Origin of the sequence: Glaciihabitans arcticus, from assembly GCF_004310685.1 — a bacterium.
GTDB lineage: Bacteria > Actinomycetota > Actinomycetes > Actinomycetales > Microbacteriaceae > Conyzicola > Conyzicola arctica.
The window spans coordinates 1,796,838-1,813,363 of record NZ_SISG01000001.1 but is presented as its reverse complement, the minus strand read 5'-3'; the positions used below and the strand labels follow the sequence as shown (position 1 = coordinate 1,813,363).

Genomic DNA, 16,526 nt, shown 5'->3' with positions numbered 1-16,526 from the left:
GCATGAGGATCGCGGTCACCGGCGCGAGCGGTTTCGTCGGCGGAGCCGCGGCGACGGCGCTCGCCGCGGATGGCCACAACGTTGTCGGATTCGGGCGCACCCCGAATGGCTGGGCGGGCGACTACCACGTCTGGGATCTCGCCGACGGGCCCGCATCACACGGCACCTTCGACGCGGTGGTGCACTCCGCCGCGCTCGCCGATGACTGGGCGACCTACTCGACTGCGCGGGCTGCGAACGTGGACGGCACCCGCGCGGTGCTCGAGTGCTTCCCTGAGACACGGTTCGTGCACCTCTCCACCTCAAGTGTCTACGACGCTCTCACCCCGACCATCGATGCCCGGGAGGATTCTGCCGAGGGTGCTCGCTATCTCAGCGCATATTCGCGAACCAAGGCCGAGGCCGAGCAGCTCTTCGCGGGCCTGAACGCCGTGATCCTGCGCCCGCATGCCGTCTACGGCCCGGGCGACACCACCCTGCTGCCGCGCATCCTCGCCGGCGTTCGGCGGGGACGTCTTGTCCTCCCCAGCGGTGGTCGCGTGCTGCACACCCTCACGCACATCGATAACCTCGTCGCCGCGATCCGGCTCGCCGTATCCTCGGACGAACGAGGCACCTTCAATGTCGGCGACGCCTGCCCGGTTCAGCTCAGCGACGTGCTGAGCGAGCTGCTGGCGAAGCAAGGCCGGCAGGATGTCGCGCTCACGAGCATCCCGTACTCAACGGCGTTTGCTGTCGCCGGAGGCCTAGAGCGGCTCCACCGCATCACCGGTGGCAGGCCGCGCCTCACGCGCTACGCCGTCAGCCAGCTCGGACTGGAGCGCACACTGGGCCTCGACGCCGCGCGCGAGCGGCTCGGGTTCGACCCGTTCGCGACGACCCTCGACGGCGCCGAGCTGTGGTGAGCACAGTGCTGGTAGTCAGCTCACCAGCAGCCCCGACACCGAGTCGAGCGCGCCAGGGACGAGGGCGAAGTAGGCCCACTTGCCGCGCTTCGAGCGGGTGAGGAATCCCGCATCGACGAGCACCTTGAGGTGGTGCGACACGGTCGGCTGGGAGAGCCCGAGCGGCTCTGTCAGGTCGCAGACGCAGGCTTCGTGGTCGGCGTGTGCGGACACCATGGAGATGATGCGCAGGCGGGTGGGATCGGCGAGCACCTTGAGGGTGCGAGCGAGATCCTCGGCTTCGCGTGCCGGCAGCACCTCGCGGGTGATCGGTGAGCAGCACGCGGTCACATCGATCACCGGCAGCAGTTCCATCGTGGGCATGATCCGATCGTAGCGAACATATTGACAGCGGTCTATGTGACAGGTGATACTTTCGGAAGATACATCGACCACCATCAATGCGAGGTTCCCATGGCTGAGGCCCCCACCGTCCTGTTCGTCTGCGTGCATAACGCGGGACGCTCCCAGATGGCCGCCGGCTACCTCCGCGCACTCGGCGGTGACCGCGTCGAGGTACTCTCCGCGGGTTCGGAGCCCGCCGACCAGATCAATGCGGTTGCGGTGGCGGCGATGGCCGAGGAGGGCATCGACATCGCCGGGCAGGCGCCGCGCATCCTGAGCACCGAGTCGGTTCGACAGTCAGACGTCGTCATCACCATGGGCTGCGGCGATGTCTGCCCCATCTTCCCGGGCAAGCGCTACGAGGACTGGGAGCTGGACGACCCGGCCGGCCAGGGTATCGAGAGCGTGAGGGTCATCCGCGACGACATCAAGCGTCGCATCGAAAAGCTCCTCGAGGAGATACTGCCCGCCTGACGTCCGAGAGGAGGTTTGCCATGGAGTCATCAACTGGTTGCTGCAGCGGAGGTTGCTGCTAGAAGGTGCGGGCCGGTTCCTTCGGGCCGGCCCGTTCGTCTGTCAGTCGAAGTCGAGACTCAGCTTGCGCAGCAGGCCCGCGAGCTTCTCCTGGTCCCCGGGGGAGAGGCCGTCGAGCAGCTCGGACTCGGCCACCATCAGCTCGCTGATCGCGGCATCGACGCGGTCGCGGCCCAGTGCCGTCATCAGTACGAGGATGCCCCGGCCGTCGCCCGGGTCGCTCCGCCGCTCCACGAGCTCGCGTTCCACAAGCCGATCGATGCGGTTGGTCATCGTGCCGCTCGAGACGAGCGTCTGCTGCAGCAGCGCCTTGGGGCTCAGCTGGTACGGGTCGCCGGCGCGACGCAGAGCGGACAACACGTCGAACTCCCACGACTCCAGCTCTGACACCGCAAACGCCGCGCGCCGGGCGCGGTCGAGGTGGCGGGCAAGACGGCCGACCCGCGAGAGCACCTGCAGTGGTGCGAAGTCGATGTCGGGACGTTCGCGTTCCCAGGCATCGACGATGCGGTCGACTTCGTCGTGTGCGGGCATCCGTCCATTATCCCGGCACAGCCGAGCGTGTGACCCAAAACGAAGGAGTTCAGCGCGCATCCGACCTCGAACCGCCGTTCGGCAACAGATCGCGTCTGATCTCCTTCGTTTTCGGCTCTACCCGCGGTCTGGCAGACTTGACCGCGCGTTGGAACTTACGGTTGCACGCGGTCCGCCTTGGTGTAATGGCAGCACGACAGCCTTTGGAGCTGTTAGGTCTAGGTTCGAATCCTGGAGGCGGAGCTCAGAGGGGTTCCGATAACTCGGCGGCTCGGGTTCCGATAACTCGTCTTCGATAAGTCGAGCCACCTTAGGTCACCTCCCCCCAACTGGGGTAGAGCGTGCCTGCCATCTGCTCGATACATTGCATGAGCAAGAGTCATCACCTGACGTTTCTGGCGATGTCCAGCCGGGACGACCGTCTCGGTCCCCTCCAGAAACTTGGCCTCGACGAGTGCGAAAACATAAGCGTTGGTGTGTCAGTCGGCAGCAACATCCGCACTACTCGGAGGCATAAATGGCACGATCTCGGGATAGATCAACATTGTTCGAAGTCAGCCGCGCTTGGGTGGGCGGGACTGCCGCGTCAGCTCTTGTGTTTGGCATGCTAATCGTCAGTCCCGCGGCTTCTGCGATCGCCGACACGCCTTTGTTGTGGCCGCAGAGCAGCCTCGCCTTTGAGCACTCCTACCGCACTCTGTATGGCATCAATGTGCAAACTTCTGAAATCTCTCTGTCCGTCGAGTCAACTGATGCGACGCGGGCTGACAACGACTATCCGGACTATGTGTACGAGTTCGAAATTGTCGAGGCAGTGGTGCCGTTGAGCGCTTTCGCCGCGGGTTCATTCGCGAGTACGTCTAGAGACAATGAAATCTCTGTCGGCGAGTGGGCAACCCAGGATTTGCAGTTCGTCACCGACGACTCTTACAGAGTCCGCATACGCCTGCTTGCAGATGGACAGATCAGCCCATGGAGCGCGTGGGAAGAAATCCTGGTGCTTGGGCTTGACGATGCTCCACAGGTGATCGGGCCAAGTGACCAATCCCGAACGCAGAATGTGCCGACGCTTGAAGTTGCGGTTGCCGCACCTACAACTCCGATGTTTGCGGAATTTCGGGTCGAGACCTTGTGGGAGGAGGGTGCGCCCGTCGTTCTCGATGAAGGCGTCGCTGAAGCGAATCAATTCGGGCGCGCGCAGTTCGAACCAGACTTATTCGTCGACTCTGAGTTGGATGGCCGTTTCCGCTGGCAATCTCGGTCCTTTACATCTGAGGGCCGGTTCTCGGTGTGGTCCGATTTTTCTGAATTCGAGGTAGTTAGTCTCCCGCCAGCGATTTCAGGAATTCACGCTAACCAATACCGCAACACGTTGACAGTGATGTGGGACTGGCCGGAACCGTTAATTGTTGAACCCACCGAGACCCTGGAGGTGACCCTCAGCCCGGGCGATCAGATCTTCGAAATTAGCGCCTATCAAAATAGTGTCGACTTCGAGAATATGGAAGTCGGGGAGTATGAGTTTTCGATAACACCAACCAATGCAATCGGCGACGGTCCCACAACCCGGCATGAACTCACGTTTGAGGCGACACCCGCAGATGCTCCTCGAGACCTACTGGTTAACGTCGCAGGTACGGCGATCACCGCGACGTGGAACGCTCCTGACTACGACGGCGGAAGCTCGGTTCTCGAATATCGCGTCACAGTCACTGATTGTTATGGCGAAGCTTTGACTACAGTCACTACGGCAAGCATGACGGCGTCGTTCTCAGGTCTTGAACCAGGATGCTGGCCTCACGTGCGCGTCGTGCCTATTACGGGCATTGGAGATGGCAGCGCTGCCATCGCCTGGTTTGGCACGTACTCCGCGCCTGATGCGCCGCAAAATCCAGAGGTCCGAATCGGTGACTCATTCCTCGATGTCTACTGGGATGCACCTGCATCTGACGGAGGCGGCAACATTTCCCACTACGTGATTGACATTTCCCCGGGCACCGAGTCGCGTGAGGTCGTCGCTGGATTGACGAGGCAGGGCGCGCACTTCCCAAATCTCGACAACGGAACTCAGTACACCTTCTCCGTGCGATCGGTGAATGGAGCCGGCAGCGGGCCGAGCTTGAGCACTGTGGCGCGCGCGCCGGAGTCCGAAGCGACCGACTTTGATCAGGATGGTGTTCCGGACATCGTCGAGGAGCGGTTTGGGTCAAGTCCGTTGATCTCGGATTCCGATGGCGACGGGCTCAGTGACGAGCAAGAAATTACCCGCTTGGCCTCAACAGCCTCGCCCGCATCAGCGGATTCGGATGGGGACGGGATATGGGACGCACTTGAGGACGGCGACGAGGACGGGTTGTCCAACGCTGCGGAGCTTGCGGCGGGCACATCTCCCTCGAATCCAGATAGCGATGACGATGGAATCAGAGACGCAGACGAAGCCACTGAGTTGACGGACCCATTGAACCCGGACACCGACGAGGATGGCCTAGCAGACGGAGCTGAGCTTCGCTTAGATTTTTCTCCTCTTGCCGACGACTCGAACGGCGACGGTATTCACGACAGTGAAGAGGTAACTCTGCTCGAGCTGTCGTCGCCGACACGCGAGCTGGACCCTGAGAACGGGATGACTAATGATTTTGCTCCCACGACGGCCTCATTGACAGGCATTGCCAGCGAGGTCCTTGCCTATTCGGTAGCCGAAATGCCATCCTCAGACATATCGGGCGCTATCACAGCGGTCGCAAGCGTCCAGGCGTTTGAGTTGGAGCTGGGTGGCTCGTCTTTCAATCAAGCGCGAACTTCCACGTCCACCGTCTTGGCATCGCTCACAATGGGGTATTCACCCAACACACAAGCGGAAGTCCTCTCAAACCTTTCGCCTGTGAAGTGGAACTATTCCTTGGGCACGTGGGAGTTTGCGGACAACGACGTGAGTGTCTCCACCTCTCGTCAAACGATAACTATAGACTCGGCGGAGTTGGGCCTTCGCTACGCGATCGTGGATCTACGCGAGTGGGCATCGTCGCTGAGCGAGTGCGATCTGACGGCTGGTGGAACCCCGCCGTTGGACGTCGAAATAGTTCTAGACGAAACTTCCAGCGTCAGCACGAATGACGATACCGGGGAGCGCTTCGACGCACTCCGCGCCCTCATCGGATCACTGCGATCGGGGGATCGAATTCGAATACGAGTCCCTTGGATCGTCGGAGTCTTGGGCCGCAGCGCCGGGCAGGATGGCGAACTCGCTTTCCGCTCACCTCCACCCGCTAACTGGTACGAAATCAACTCTGACTACCAGAGAACAGTGCAAGACGATTTGCCATATTGGGAGGCCGCAGATCCGGAGACGGCGCTGGACTATATTGATGCGCTCGAAGCGACTTTCGGCCCCGGCTACGGCTACGACGATAGCGATCTCTTTGGCAACCAAGATGCCATGGCCGAAATCGCTTTCGGATCGACTTGGCTCGACACCCTTCCTCGCACCCAAAGCAATCCGTTCGTCGAGGATTCTCCGGTGTACGAGTGTCGGCAATCAGCGATAGTGCTTGTAACAGATGGCCTCTGGGTTCCTCCCATTGCTAATTCCGACGACCCCGAGGACGGGTCGGGAGATGACTACTTTCGGGACAGAGCCGACATTCCCGTCCATGTTCTAGACGTTGGAGTTGACGAAGGCCAGGCAGGCAGCTGGCTCATCGAGATCGCCGATGCAACCAATGGAAGCTATTCCTATGTGCCAACCGCAACTGATTTAGACGGTTGGATAGATGACGTGACACCGTTCGACGATCCACAGACCATCAGCAAGACTCTCGACACGGACGAAGATGGACTAACCGACTGGGTTGAGATCCATGGAGTTTGCAACTCAATGAGGCAAGACACCCGCTATCAACCACTCCGTTATTTTAGCGACCCGCTGCAAGCTGATTCCGATGGAGATGGTCTATTGGACGGCGAAGAGTTGGGTCGGCCTTTCGTTTCCGGAACCCGCGGTGTTCTGTGGGTTTCCGGCGCTCCAATCACCTGCTACGCCGTGGTATCCAATCCAGCAGAGGAGGATAGTGATTACGACAACCTGACCGACGTCATGGAATTTCAGCTTGGTCTGAACGCGCTGAACGGGGACTCCGACTGGGACCAAGTGACCGACGAAATAGAAGAAATCAACGGCTCGTCATCAGAACAACCTGATTCAGATTTCGACAGCTTTGACGATCGCTTCGAGATTATCAACGTCGCTGACGGCTACGACCCCACGGAACCGACACCCGTTGTGTCGAAATGGGTATGGATGGATGATTTCGCTGTCGGGTTTACATGCGGCGAGATGGAATTCTGCAATCGCGGAACCATGGCTTGGCTTGGCGGAAACATTGCGAGCGGGTTGCTCGTATTCGGTGATGTCCGTGACATGGTGGCATTGGCGTCTCGTGGAGATTGGGTGGGAGCTGGGCTTTGCGCCGTCGGACTCATTCCGGGTTTCGGTGATGCGATCGGTACAAGCGCCAAGATCGTCAAGTTTCTAAAAAGATTGAGCTCGCCACTCAGCCAGGCGAGAGGTCCGATTATTCCTCCCCAAAATCTGTTGCGGATGTCAATGGAGCGCTCAGCTCTCACTGCTTTGGCTATCGCCACAAAAGTTCCAGCAGTTTTTGTCCGAGAAATGCGGAACATCGACCCGCACCTCGTTGATGCGTTGCAGAGTCGGGATGTCGGTGATCTTTCGATAATGAAGTTGGTTCCGGCTAGTGGGACGACACGGTTGAACGCGCTAATCGCCGCGTCGGTGCCAAGCGCACTCACGGGCCCTCAAACTCGCAAGTTCATGCTTGGCGGGAAGAGCGCGGAGATCGCGAACGTCCTCGCGGCGGGCCCAGGTGGAAAAACGCAGCGACGCATCCCTGTTACGTATCTGAATTCGAACCAGCAGCTCGTCAAGTCCACTCGAATTATCGATTACGCATTGACGCCAACTTCGAATTCTGTTCACGGTCTCGAAGCGGTCGTAGGCTATGCGGGGAGTGCCTTCAAGCGAAATCAGGTCTTGAAGGAAAAGCTGCTCGATGCTCAAGTTGAATTCGACTTCTCCAGCGCATGGCACTTCTGGCCTAGTGGGGCCAATTATAAAATAGGACCGTCTCTGAGCACCCTCGAACTCATGCAGGATCCCACTAGGGGGGCCGTTATCGACGTAGTTATGGAATGGCCGCATTGACGATTTTCTGGGACGACCTAAGCGTTGAAACTGCGCTCGATTTCTGCGAATACTTAGTGCGCTCGGAGGACTACAAGCTGAGAGATCTTGCGATATGGATTCAGGGCTCGGGCGGCCCGATCGACGAGCTGGACGGATCGATCGGCAGCCTTGTCGCTCTCTGGTCATGGTTCAAGTCATTCCGAGAGCAAGGTCTTCCTGGGGTACCCCTTGGGGCTCGTGCTGCATACTCCGTGATTACCGGTCGGCCCCTCGATTCACCACTAGAAGAGGGCTCGCGGCTCGTCGGTGAATCCGTTGCGCATTACGTATTCAAAGTCATTCTGAGCTTAGATCCCACTGCCCACTGGGCTGTTCGTGCGAAGAGCGGCCGGATTGCTCACGCATGGGACAACACTCCGGGTATTTCGATGGACGGGGGTAAACATTTCGGGCCCGCCGTCGGATTTTTCACCAACTATCCGGATCGCTTATCCTCCAATTACCACAACGCATATGCTGCTCGAGAAGCATGGGATGACACTGGACTCCTCCAATCCGTCGAGTTGCTTTATTTAGCAGGTCTCCCGTCTCGACCTAGATCTACGTCGACGACCGAGTCGATCCTCTCTCCTTTGTTGCGAGACGACCACGTTGGTTCGGGGCACCGGGAAGAGATTCCGATAGCCCAGGAGATGCCCGCCTCAATCACAAATAATGGCCCCGTTTCGGCAGGGGCCGAAGAACTGATATTTGCATCGGTTGGAGCTGACGTTTCACGTCTCGATCAAGCTGCGCCGCTCGACGAACTGGCGGTTGCCTCCGTCCTTGCAGAACTCGGTTTTGTATCTGCCGATGGTCAGTCGGTCTCGGCAGTAACTTTGCTGTCTCATGGGGTGCAGGTGCAAAACGTTGACGGATTCGCGCTTGTAGAAACTCACGTGGCTGGCGGTCGCCTGCGAGGTCTTTTCCTCGAGCCTATGCGACCGAGCGAGAAAGAGTGGAAGTCGATTACTGACGCTTTTAGCGCGTTAGGCGAGAAGCTTCCTGCCCACCTTGCGAACGAACGCTGACGAGAGCGCCGACTTGACGCGTCGGTCATTGCCGCGACTGTCGTTTCAGATCGCTAGTGCACATGGAATTTACCGAAGAGAAGCGCGCGAATCGTGTCGGCCCTGCACGCGCACTCAATAATGGAGCCGATCACTCGAACAAGCCCTGACGGTTTTGGATCGCAAACTGAACTGAGAGTAAAAAATGCGTCGCCAAATACTGATTGGCGCGCTATGCTCATTCTATGGAAACCGACCGCACCGCAATTGACAGCTTGACAGCCTCTCGCTTGCTCGCAGTTCTTGCGTGGGCTGCGCCACATGCGTTCGCTCGAACCGGTAACGACTTCGATGAGGACGCGGGTCACGATCAGATGGTCGTCGGCGTACACAATTTTGTCTACATCCGTGACCTCCTCGACCGAGCGACTTCTAACGGGAGGTACGAGCTTGCGACCGATACTGTCGGAGCTGGTCTCGACACCATCGCGCGCGGAATCACGCCGGATGCATTGTCATCGATGCCGATCATCGAATCTGGTGCAATCGCCCGCAGCGACTACAAAGGGTCGCCTGGCTGGGCGGCTGACGGGTATCGGATCCTTCTCCAGTCGGTCAAGTTTGGCGATATCGATCACGTCAAGTGGGGGCAACGCAGCTCCGCGAAGGAAGAGGTGGCCGCTCAGCTCTTCGTGGGTGCCGCGACCCTTTTCGACGATGAAGACTTCGGTCTTGAGTCCGTCGCAGGTATTCCCGACGATGAGGCATTTGCAGGTATCACGCTAGTTGCGGCACACTCCCACGACCCGTTCACGGGCCGTTTCGAGCTCCACGTCGGCCAAAGTAAGAATCCCGAATACCGCGGGGACTCCTGTTGGCACTGGCGCGACCTCATCCTGAGCGGAGGAGGTCTCGGTGAAGGAATCAATGCATCTTCATCCGTGAACTTGACCGGCGCTCCTGCGTCCGCGGATGCAGAGGAAATCAGCGTGCCAGTGCGTAAGCCGTTCGCCGTGCCGGATGTCGAGAATGGCTGACCCCGGGCGGCCCTCGAACGCTCTCGCTGACGCAACGTCTCGCTTCAATGGAGAGCGGCTGACCATGGCTCGGCAGCTTGCCGGGCTGAAAAAGTCGGCGTTGGCGGCGAAGATCGACATGTCGCCGGCGTCAGTTACCGGCTGGGAGGCAGGCACGAAGTTCCCCAACCGGGGAACCGTGGCCAAGCTAGCTCTCGCTCTAGGCGTTGCGCCCGAGTTCTTCGGCGGGGGAGCGCCAACAAGAGTCACAGCCCCCCACTTCCGTTCGCTGCGATCGACGCCGCAAGTCGCGCAGGACGAAGCCAAGGCCTACGCGCGATTCGCCGCAGAGATCGTCGGGCTCTTGGACAAGGCAGTTGAATTTCCTGAGCTCCTTCTCCCTGACCTCACCGTTGATGCAGACGACCCGTCGGCGCCCGAGGCATCGGCGCGGGAAGCGCGAGCGTTCTTCGGTGCCGCACCCGGACCGATCCAACACGTCGTCCGCCTGGTTGAACGTGCGGGCGTAGCCGTCGTCTACAGCGAACCGCGCATCGCATCAATCGACGCCTACTCACTGCACTCCGGCACTCGGCCCATCATCATCCTGAACCCGGCCAAGGATGACTACTATCGCCAGCGTTTTGATGTTGCGCACGAGCTTGGGCATTTGGTTATGCACCATGACTCCGATCCTGGGAGTAAGGCTCTTGAGGACCAGGCCAACAGGTTTGCAGCCGAATTTCTCATGCCCGCGGACGGTATCCGCTCCGCACTGCCCGCATCTACAGCGGGCCATGGGTGGAATCGACTGAATGACCTCAAGGAGCATTGGGGTGTCAGTCTCGCCGCCCTCCTTTACCGCGCGCGAACACTCGGCGTGATGAGCGATGTGAGCTACCGCAATGCGATGATCAGAATGTCTGAGAACGGATGGCGACGCGCAGAACCCGGTCGGGTCTCGACGCTCGAGATGCCATCGATGCTCCCTCGTGCGCGCGAATCTTTGAACGACGCGGGTATCTACGATGAGGCGTTCCTTTCCGGCGCGGGCCTGCCGGTCTCTCTATATCGGACGGTCGTGTCGCGTACGCCAAGAGGCGAACCGGACGTATTCGACTAGCGCTGCGGGCACTTGCGCATCTCTTGAATCGCAGGATTCTGTGCTTCGGACTCATTGGATGACCTCGCGAAAATTTTCTTCCGAGTGCGCCTTCGCCGACTGTGCCCGATAGGAGGTCTGGGGTGCACATTGAATGAAGCTGGAACAGCGCCGATGGTAGGGAATTACGAGGATCCCAGCCGACCGGAGGGCGGGTGCATAGAGCGTGGGTAGACAACCGTTCTACTCAGATCCCCGCCCACCAGATTGGTATCCCATGTCCGACAACGCTTCGCACAACGACCGTCCCCACCCCTTCAAGGACAGCCCGCTCATCCACGCCGCAGATCCGAAGCTCGTCGAGGTCTGGCGCCTCGCCAGAAACAACGCCGGATACAGCGTCGACGTGCAGTGCCGGAACTGCGTTCACCCGCAGGGCTTGGATGTGCAGTGTGCGGCACACGTGCGCATGAGCTACGGCTACCGGTACGCCGCAGGTGACTGGACGAACGTCGCCGACCTGATCGTGATCGCGAATGCCGCGATGGCCGAAGCTATCGATGCCGGCTACCTCCCCAACATCCCGATCCTCTTCGAGCAGAAGGGTGACAACATCCGCGTCAGGATCAACCCCACCCGCCGTCGGATCAGCCAGGGCGACCTCGACATGGTGAGGGATGCGGCGAACAAGGCGTTGGCCCCGTTTCAGATGTGGCACTCGAAGCGAGGTGCCAACTTCCGCTACGCGATCTCCGCACCGCCGGCCGCGGACGTGCCTACCAAGATGGCACCCTTCACCGAACTGCTCACGGCAGACAAGATCCGGGAGTACAAGGAGCGGTTCACTACCTTCCGCATGTCGGACAACGACCTCGGGTGGTCACACCTGACTGCCTGGTGGGAGTGGTCGATCTACACCTAAATGTGGTGGTTCGAGGTCTGGCGCAGTCGCACGATAAGAGACGCGTCGCGGCGCTCCTCGACGTCCTTGATCGCCTGCTGGAACTTGGCGTCTACGGCGTCGACCAATCCATTGAGCACGCCGAGCGGATGTGAACTCCGGACACTGTCCCCAGAAACGCGGCGAAAACTCCGCATCCTCAACTGGCTCGCCGCCCACGGGTGGTAAGTCACCGCGGTGGACATCGCTCACAGCGCCTCGCACGTGCCGCATCGAGAGTCCGGCTGGGACGCCCAATCTGCTCTAGTGCCGCAAGTCGCTCCGCACCGTACAAACGTGACATAGGTGCATGATCGCGTAACCGGACGGCCCAGTCACCATTGAACCGCCCCAAAGAAGCCTTCCGCCTTACTGACCGGCTTCACCAGCAGGTCCACCGCAACTCTCTTTCCATCCCTCGGCCGGAAGACCATGCCACTAAGCTGTCGGGCGTCCAGCGCGCCAAGAATGTGGCCGAAAAATCGCGTGGCAGCTTCCCGGTCCACTGTGCCGCTCACGGCTACGCTACGGACGCGAAGTTCACGATCTTCCTCGGTCGACAGTGTGTAGCTGGATTGCAACTAATCTGTAGATGACGCCCCGTGCACAGCCATTCGAACCGAGCGTTCGCGTGGGAATCCGGCAGTTATCGGAACCCCTCGCTCAAGAAATATGAAAGATTTCATATTTCTTGAGCTCCGCTGTGCGGAGCACGATCGGCCGAAGGTCGATCCCCTAAGAGCTCGGGTAACCCCGAAGCAGTACAGGAGCACAACGTGACAGATGCGAACCTCGCCATCATCATCCTCGCCGCGGGCCAGGGCACCCGGATGAAGTCGTCCACCCCGAAGATCCTGCACACCATCGCCGGCGTTCCCCTGGTCGGCCACGTGCTCGCCACCGCGAACGCCCTGAGCCCGGCGCATGTCGTCGCTGTGGTGCGCCACGACCGCGACCGCGTCGCCGAGGCGATGTCCGAGATGCTGCCGGGCCTGCTGATCGTGGATCAGGATGACGTTCCCGGCACCGGCCGTGCCGTCGAGCTTGGCCTGACCGCCCTGCCGAGCGACTTCGCCGGCGACGTGCTGATCGTGAGTGGCGACGTGCCCCTGCTCGATGCGACGACGATCGCGTCACTCATCGCCGAGCACCGCGCGGGCGATGCCGCCGCGACCCTGCTCTCCGCCCTGCTCGACGACGCGACCGGCTACGGCCGGGTCGTGCGCAACGCGGAGGGCATCCTCGACCGCATCGTCGAGCAGAAGGACGCGTCCGACGACGAGCTCACCATCGGCGAGATCAACTCCGGAACCTACATCTTCACGGTCGGCCCGCTGCGCGAGCAGCTGGCCCTCGTCGGCACGAGCAACGCGCAGAACGAGAAGTACCTCACCGACGTGGTGGGCCTCCTCCGCGCGGCCGGCTCCACCGTGGCGGCGCTTCCCGTGTCCCAGCCGTGGCTCGTGGCCGGTGTGAACGACCGTGTGCAGTTGGCGGATGCCGCGCTGCGTCTCAACCAGCTCATCGTGCGCGGACACCAGGTCAACGGCGTGACGATCCACGACCCCGCGAGCACCTGGATCGACCTCGACGTGAGCATCGCGGAGGATGTGGAACTGCTTCCCGGCGTGCAGCTCAAAGGCGCGACATCCATCGAAAGGGATGCGGTCATCGGACCGGACACCACCCTCGTCGATTGCGAGATCAAGCAGGGTGCGACGATCAGGCGCTCTGAGGCGACTCTCGCCGTGATCGGTGCATGGGCAAGCGTCGGGCCATTTGCCTACCTGCGTCCGGGATCCGACCTCGGGGCTGCGGGCAAGATCGGTGCGTTCGTCGAGACCAAGAACGCGTCGATCGGCGCGGGCAGCAAGGTGCCGCATCTCAGCTACATCGGCGACACAACGGTGGGCGTCGAGTCGAACATCGGCGCCGGCACGATCACCGCGAACTACGACGGGGTGAACAAACACAAGACGGTTGTGGGCTCCCACGTGAGAACCGGGTCGCACAACGTGTTCGTCGCCCCGGTTAGAATTGGTGACGGAGCGTACACAGGTGGTGGCACGGTCGTCCGCAAGGACGTCCCGGCCGGATCGCTGGCCATCAACGTCGCACCACAGCGGAACATGGAAGGCTGGGTCGAGGCCAACCGTGCGGGCACTGCAGCGGCTGATGCCGCGGCTGAGGCCACCAAGAACACAAACTGAGAGCAGGCACATGTCCGAGATCAAAGTCAACGGACAGAAGCGCCTCGTCATCGTGACCGGGCGTGCTCACCCGGATCTCGCCCATGACATCGCCAAGCACCTCAACACCGAGGTCGTTCACACCGATGCCCGCACCTTCGCCAACGGCGAGATCTACGCGCGCTACGACGAGAGCGTGCGAGGCTGCGACGCGTTTGTCATCCAGTCGCACACGACCCCGATCAACGAGTGGCTCATGGAGCAGCTCATCATGGTCGACGCCCTCAAGCGCGCGTCGGCCAAGCGCATCACCGTCGTGAGCCCGTTCTACCCCTACGCCCGCCAGGACAAGAAGGGCCGTGGCCGCGAGCCGATCAGTGCCCGCCTCGTCGCAGATCTGTACAAGGCCGCCGGCGCCGACCGCATCATGAGCGTCGACCTGCACGCCGCCCAGATCCAGGGCTTCTTCGACGGCCCCGTCGACCACCTGTTCGCGATGCCCGTGCTGCTCAAGCACTTCCAGGCGATCCTCGACCCCGCCACCCTCACCGTGGTCAGCCCCGACATGGGCCGCGTGCGCGTCGCCGACATCTGGAGTGACAAGCTCGGAGCGCCGCTGGCGATCATCCACAAGCGTCGCGACCCGAAGATCGCCAACCAGGTCTCGGTGCACGAGATCGTCGGCGAGGTCGCCGGCCGCACCTGCCTGATCGTCGACGACCTGATCGACACCGGTCGCACCATCGCGAAGGCCGCCGAGGCTCTCAAGAAGGCCGGCGCCAGGAACGTCGTCGTCGCCGCCACCCACGCCGTGTTCAGCGACCCGGCCACCGAGCTGCTGCAGAGCGAGTTCATCGACTCGGTGGTCGTCACCGACACCCTGCCGCTGCCGATGGAGAAGCGCTTCCCGAAGCTCACCATCCTGCCGATCGCCCCGCTCATCGCCACCGCCATCGACGCGGTGTTCAACGACGGTTCGGTCACCTCGATGTTCGACGGCGCCGCCTAACCCCTCGTGACGGTCGGGTGCCCCGCGCCCTAGGATCTGAGTCATGTCCCAGACGCCTGGTTCCTCGAACCTCAGCCACACTCTGCGCCGGATGACGGGTCGCGACCCACACGAATCCCATCGTGCGGCAAGCCCCCTCGAACTGCTCTTCGACCTCTCCTTCGTCATCGCGATCGGTGCCGCGAGCGGGCAGTTCGCGCACGCGATCGCGGCCGGGCACATTGCCGCAGCCCTGCTCGGCTTCGCGTTCGCGATGTACGCGATCTGCTGGGCGTGGATCAACTTCAGCTGGTTCGCCTCCGCCTACGACACCGACGACTGGATCTACCGCCTCACCACCATGGTGCAGATCATCGGCGTGATCGTGCTGGCGCTCGGGCTGCCTGCGCTGTTCGAGTCGATCGAGCACGGCGAGCACCTCGACAACCGCATCATGGTGGTCGGCTACGTGATCATGCGCGTCGCCCTCGTCGCGCAGTGGCTGCGGGCCGCGAAGCAGGATCCCGAGCGCCGGGCGACGGCGATCTCGTACGTGAAGTTCATCCTCGTGGCCCAGGTCGGCTGGATCGTCGTGGCGTTCACCGAATTGCCGCTCGTGCCCACGCTCGTGCTCTCGGCGCTGCTCTACCTGATCGAGATGGGCGGTCCGGTCCTGTCGGAGCGCAAGAGCTCGGGCACACCCTGGCACGCGCACCACATCGCCGAGCGTTACGGCCTATTCGCGATCATCGCGCTCGGCGAGGGACTCTTCGGCACCATCGCCTCCGTGTCGGCGATCGTCGAGGAGCAGTCCTGGAGCATGGAGGCGATCCTCATCGTGGTCGCGGGCGTCGGTCTCACCTTCGGCCTGTGGTGGAACTACTTCATCCTGCCCTCCGGCCCGATCCTGCACCGGCACCGCGAACGGTCGTGGGTGTGGGGTTACGGCCACATGTTCATCTACAGCTCGATCGCCGCGGTCGGCGCGGGCCTGCACGTCGCCGCCTACGTGATCGAGGATCACGCCGAGATCGGCAATGTCGGAGCTGTGCTGTCGGTCGTCATCCCGGTCTTCATCTTCTGTGCCGCACTGTTCGCCATCTTCGGGTTCCTGGTGCGCGAGTTCGACCGATTCCACATCTCACTCATGCTGGGTGCGACGGTGCTGCTCGGCATCGCCGTCGCGATGGCCTTCGGCGGGGTCTCGATCGGCTGGTGCCTCGTCGTGGTCACCCTCGCGCCGGCGGTCATCGTGGTCGGCTACGAGACCGTCGGCCACCGTCACGAAGCTGCCTACCTCGAAAGAGAAACGACCTAGCTGTTGCCCAGTTCGCCGCTCGGCACGATCGCAGCACCGGGTATCAACCCGAGCGCACGCAGCAGGCTCTCGGCGCCGCCGAACTCGCGCACGTAGCAGTTCCAGCCGGGACCCTCCGGTCCGAACAGTTCGAAGCGAACGGATGTCGCCTCCGCCGTCGGGGCGAACACTCCCGCATAGGTGCCGCACGTACGCGTCGCCGTCGCTGACGCGGTAGTCCAGGTGACGATGATGCCCGGCAGGATGAGCCCGACGAGCGCGAGCACCACAACGACCCGCATCACCATCTGCAGGTGGGGGCTACGCAGCGGCTTGTCGCGCATCGGCTCGTAGCCGTCGAGTTCGGGATGGTCACTCACCGTTC

The 16,526-nt window shown here is 61.5% G+C and carries 14 protein-coding genes and 1 tRNA gene; 11 read left to right on the top strand and 4 right to left on the bottom strand.

All coding sequences use genetic code 11. The features are described from left to right. Positions 1–2: 2 nt before the first annotated feature. A complete protein-coding gene (locus tag EYE40_RS08725; RefSeq protein WP_130981576.1) occupies positions 3–905 on the top strand; it encodes an NAD-dependent epimerase/dehydratase family protein in 903 nt (300 codons plus the stop codon). A gap of 15 nt (positions 906–920) precedes the next feature. On the opposite strand, the gene EYE40_RS08720 is transcribed toward EYE40_RS08725, so the two are convergent. Further along, on the bottom strand, positions 921–1,268 hold the full coding sequence (locus tag EYE40_RS08720) for an ArsR/SmtB family transcription factor (protein WP_130981575.1): 348 nt from the start codon (positions 1,266–1,268) through the stop codon (positions 921–923). A gap of 90 nt (positions 1,269–1,358) precedes the next feature. On the opposite strand from EYE40_RS08720, the gene EYE40_RS08715 reads away from it, so the two are divergent. Further along, positions 1,359–1,763: an arsenate reductase ArsC gene (locus EYE40_RS08715; protein ID WP_130981574.1), complete on the top strand. Its 405-nt coding sequence runs from the start codon at positions 1,359–1,361 to the stop codon at positions 1,761–1,763. A gap of 102 nt (positions 1,764–1,865) precedes the next feature. On the opposite strand, the gene EYE40_RS08710 is transcribed toward EYE40_RS08715, so the two are convergent. Then, the gene (locus EYE40_RS08710) at positions 1,866–2,357 is read right to left on the bottom strand and encodes a MarR family winged helix-turn-helix transcriptional regulator (protein ID WP_130981573.1); all 492 of its coding nucleotides are present in this window, start codon (positions 2,355–2,357) and stop codon (positions 1,866–1,868) included. 171 nt (positions 2,358–2,528) lie between these two features. On the opposite strand from EYE40_RS08710, the gene EYE40_RS08705 reads away from it, so the two are divergent. The 6 genes from EYE40_RS08705 to EYE40_RS08680 all read left to right on the top strand — a co-directional run bounded on the left by EYE40_RS08705 (position 2,529) and on the right by EYE40_RS08680 (position 11,649). Then, positions 2,529–2,600: transfer RNA gene (locus tag EYE40_RS08705), tRNA-Gln, on the top strand. A 301-nt stretch (positions 2,601–2,901) separates the two neighbouring features. Then, entirely contained in the window at positions 2,902–7,578 is a 4,677-nt protein-coding gene (locus EYE40_RS08700; RefSeq protein ID WP_161972366.1) for a fibronectin type III domain-containing protein, read from the top strand. Continuing rightward, on the top strand, positions 7,566–8,630 hold the full coding sequence (locus tag EYE40_RS08695; RefSeq protein WP_130981571.1) for a hypothetical protein: 1,065 nt from the start codon (positions 7,566–7,568) through the stop codon (positions 8,628–8,630). Before EYE40_RS08700 ends, EYE40_RS08695 begins: the two co-directional genes overlap by 13 nt. A gap of 224 nt (positions 8,631–8,854) precedes the next feature. Beyond that, positions 8,855–9,646 carry a hypothetical protein gene (locus EYE40_RS08690; protein WP_130981570.1) on the top strand — a complete coding sequence of 264 codons (792 nt, stop codon included), beginning with the start codon at positions 8,855–8,857 and terminating at the stop codon, positions 9,644–9,646. Next, positions 9,582–10,748, top strand: coding sequence for an XRE family transcriptional regulator (locus tag EYE40_RS08685; protein WP_338029025.1), 1,167 nt, complete (start codon positions 9,582–9,584; stop codon positions 10,746–10,748). The genes EYE40_RS08690 and EYE40_RS08685 overlap by 65 nt, the downstream gene beginning before the upstream one ends. Before the next feature lie 256 nt (positions 10,749–11,004). Beyond that, a complete protein-coding gene (locus EYE40_RS08680) occupies positions 11,005–11,649 on the top strand; it encodes a hypothetical protein (RefSeq protein WP_130981568.1) in 645 nt (214 codons plus the stop codon). Here EYE40_RS08680 and EYE40_RS15725 read toward each other — a convergent pair. After that, positions 11,646–11,768: a hypothetical protein gene (locus EYE40_RS15725; RefSeq protein ID WP_275669399.1), complete on the bottom strand. Its 123-nt coding sequence runs from the start codon at positions 11,766–11,768 to the stop codon at positions 11,646–11,648. The two genes, EYE40_RS08680 and EYE40_RS15725, sit on opposite strands and share 4 nt — an antisense overlap. Before the next feature lie 675 nt (positions 11,769–12,443). Between EYE40_RS15725 and glmU the strand changes: the two genes are divergently transcribed. From glmU to EYE40_RS08665, 3 genes are read left to right on the top strand one after another with little or no spacing between them, the layout of a single operon-like run. Then, positions 12,444–13,877, top strand: coding sequence for a bifunctional UDP-N-acetylglucosamine diphosphorylase/glucosamine-1-phosphate N-acetyltransferase GlmU (gene glmU / locus EYE40_RS08675; RefSeq protein WP_130981567.1), 1,434 nt, complete (start codon positions 12,444–12,446; stop codon positions 13,875–13,877). A gap of 10 nt (positions 13,878–13,887) precedes the next feature. After that, positions 13,888–14,865, top strand: a complete 978-nt coding sequence (locus EYE40_RS08670; RefSeq protein ID WP_130981566.1) for a ribose-phosphate diphosphokinase — start codon at positions 13,888–13,890, stop codon at positions 14,863–14,865. Positions 14,866–14,908: 43 nt separating this feature from the next. Continuing rightward, the gene (locus tag EYE40_RS08665; RefSeq protein WP_240034772.1) at positions 14,909–16,162 is read left to right on the top strand and encodes a low temperature requirement protein A; all 1,254 of its coding nucleotides are present in this window, start codon (positions 14,909–14,911) and stop codon (positions 16,160–16,162) included. On the opposite strand, the gene EYE40_RS08660 is transcribed toward EYE40_RS08665, so the two are convergent. Continuing rightward, positions 16,159–16,521, bottom strand: a complete 363-nt coding sequence (locus EYE40_RS08660) for a hypothetical protein (RefSeq protein ID WP_240034771.1) — start codon at positions 16,519–16,521, stop codon at positions 16,159–16,161. The two genes, EYE40_RS08665 and EYE40_RS08660, sit on opposite strands and share 4 nt — an antisense overlap. Positions 16,522–16,526 lie beyond the last annotated feature (5 nt).

What these genes read in the sequence shown, in the direction of transcription:
- EYE40_RS08725 (WP_130981576.1), top strand. Translation starts at nt 3, where the DNA reads ATGAGGATCGCGGTCACCGGCGCGAGCGGTTTCGTCGGCGGAGCCGCG.
- EYE40_RS08720 (WP_130981575.1), bottom strand. Translation starts at nt 1,268, where the DNA reads ATGCCCACGATGGAACTGCTGCCGGTGATCGATGTGACCGCGTGCTGC.
- EYE40_RS08715 (WP_130981574.1), top strand. Translation starts at nt 1,359, where the DNA reads ATGGCTGAGGCCCCCACCGTCCTGTTCGTCTGCGTGCATAACGCGGGA.
- EYE40_RS08710 (WP_130981573.1), bottom strand. Translation starts at nt 2,357, where the DNA reads ATGCCCGCACACGACGAAGTCGACCGCATCGTCGATGCCTGGGAACGC.
- EYE40_RS08695 (WP_130981571.1), top strand. Translation starts at nt 7,566, where the DNA reads ATGGCCGCATTGACGATTTTCTGGGACGACCTAAGCGTTGAAACTGCG.
- EYE40_RS08690 (WP_130981570.1), top strand. Translation starts at nt 8,855, where the DNA reads ATGGAAACCGACCGCACCGCAATTGACAGCTTGACAGCCTCTCGCTTG.
- EYE40_RS08685 (WP_338029025.1), top strand. Translation starts at nt 9,582, where the DNA reads ATGCAGAGGAAATCAGCGTGCCAGTGCGTAAGCCGTTCGCCGTGCCGG.
- EYE40_RS08680 (WP_130981568.1), top strand. Translation starts at nt 11,005, where the DNA reads ATGTCCGACAACGCTTCGCACAACGACCGTCCCCACCCCTTCAAGGAC.
- EYE40_RS08670 (WP_130981566.1), top strand. Translation starts at nt 13,888, where the DNA reads ATGTCCGAGATCAAAGTCAACGGACAGAAGCGCCTCGTCATCGTGACC.
- EYE40_RS08665 (WP_240034772.1), top strand. Translation starts at nt 14,909, where the DNA reads ATGTCCCAGACGCCTGGTTCCTCGAACCTCAGCCACACTCTGCGCCGG.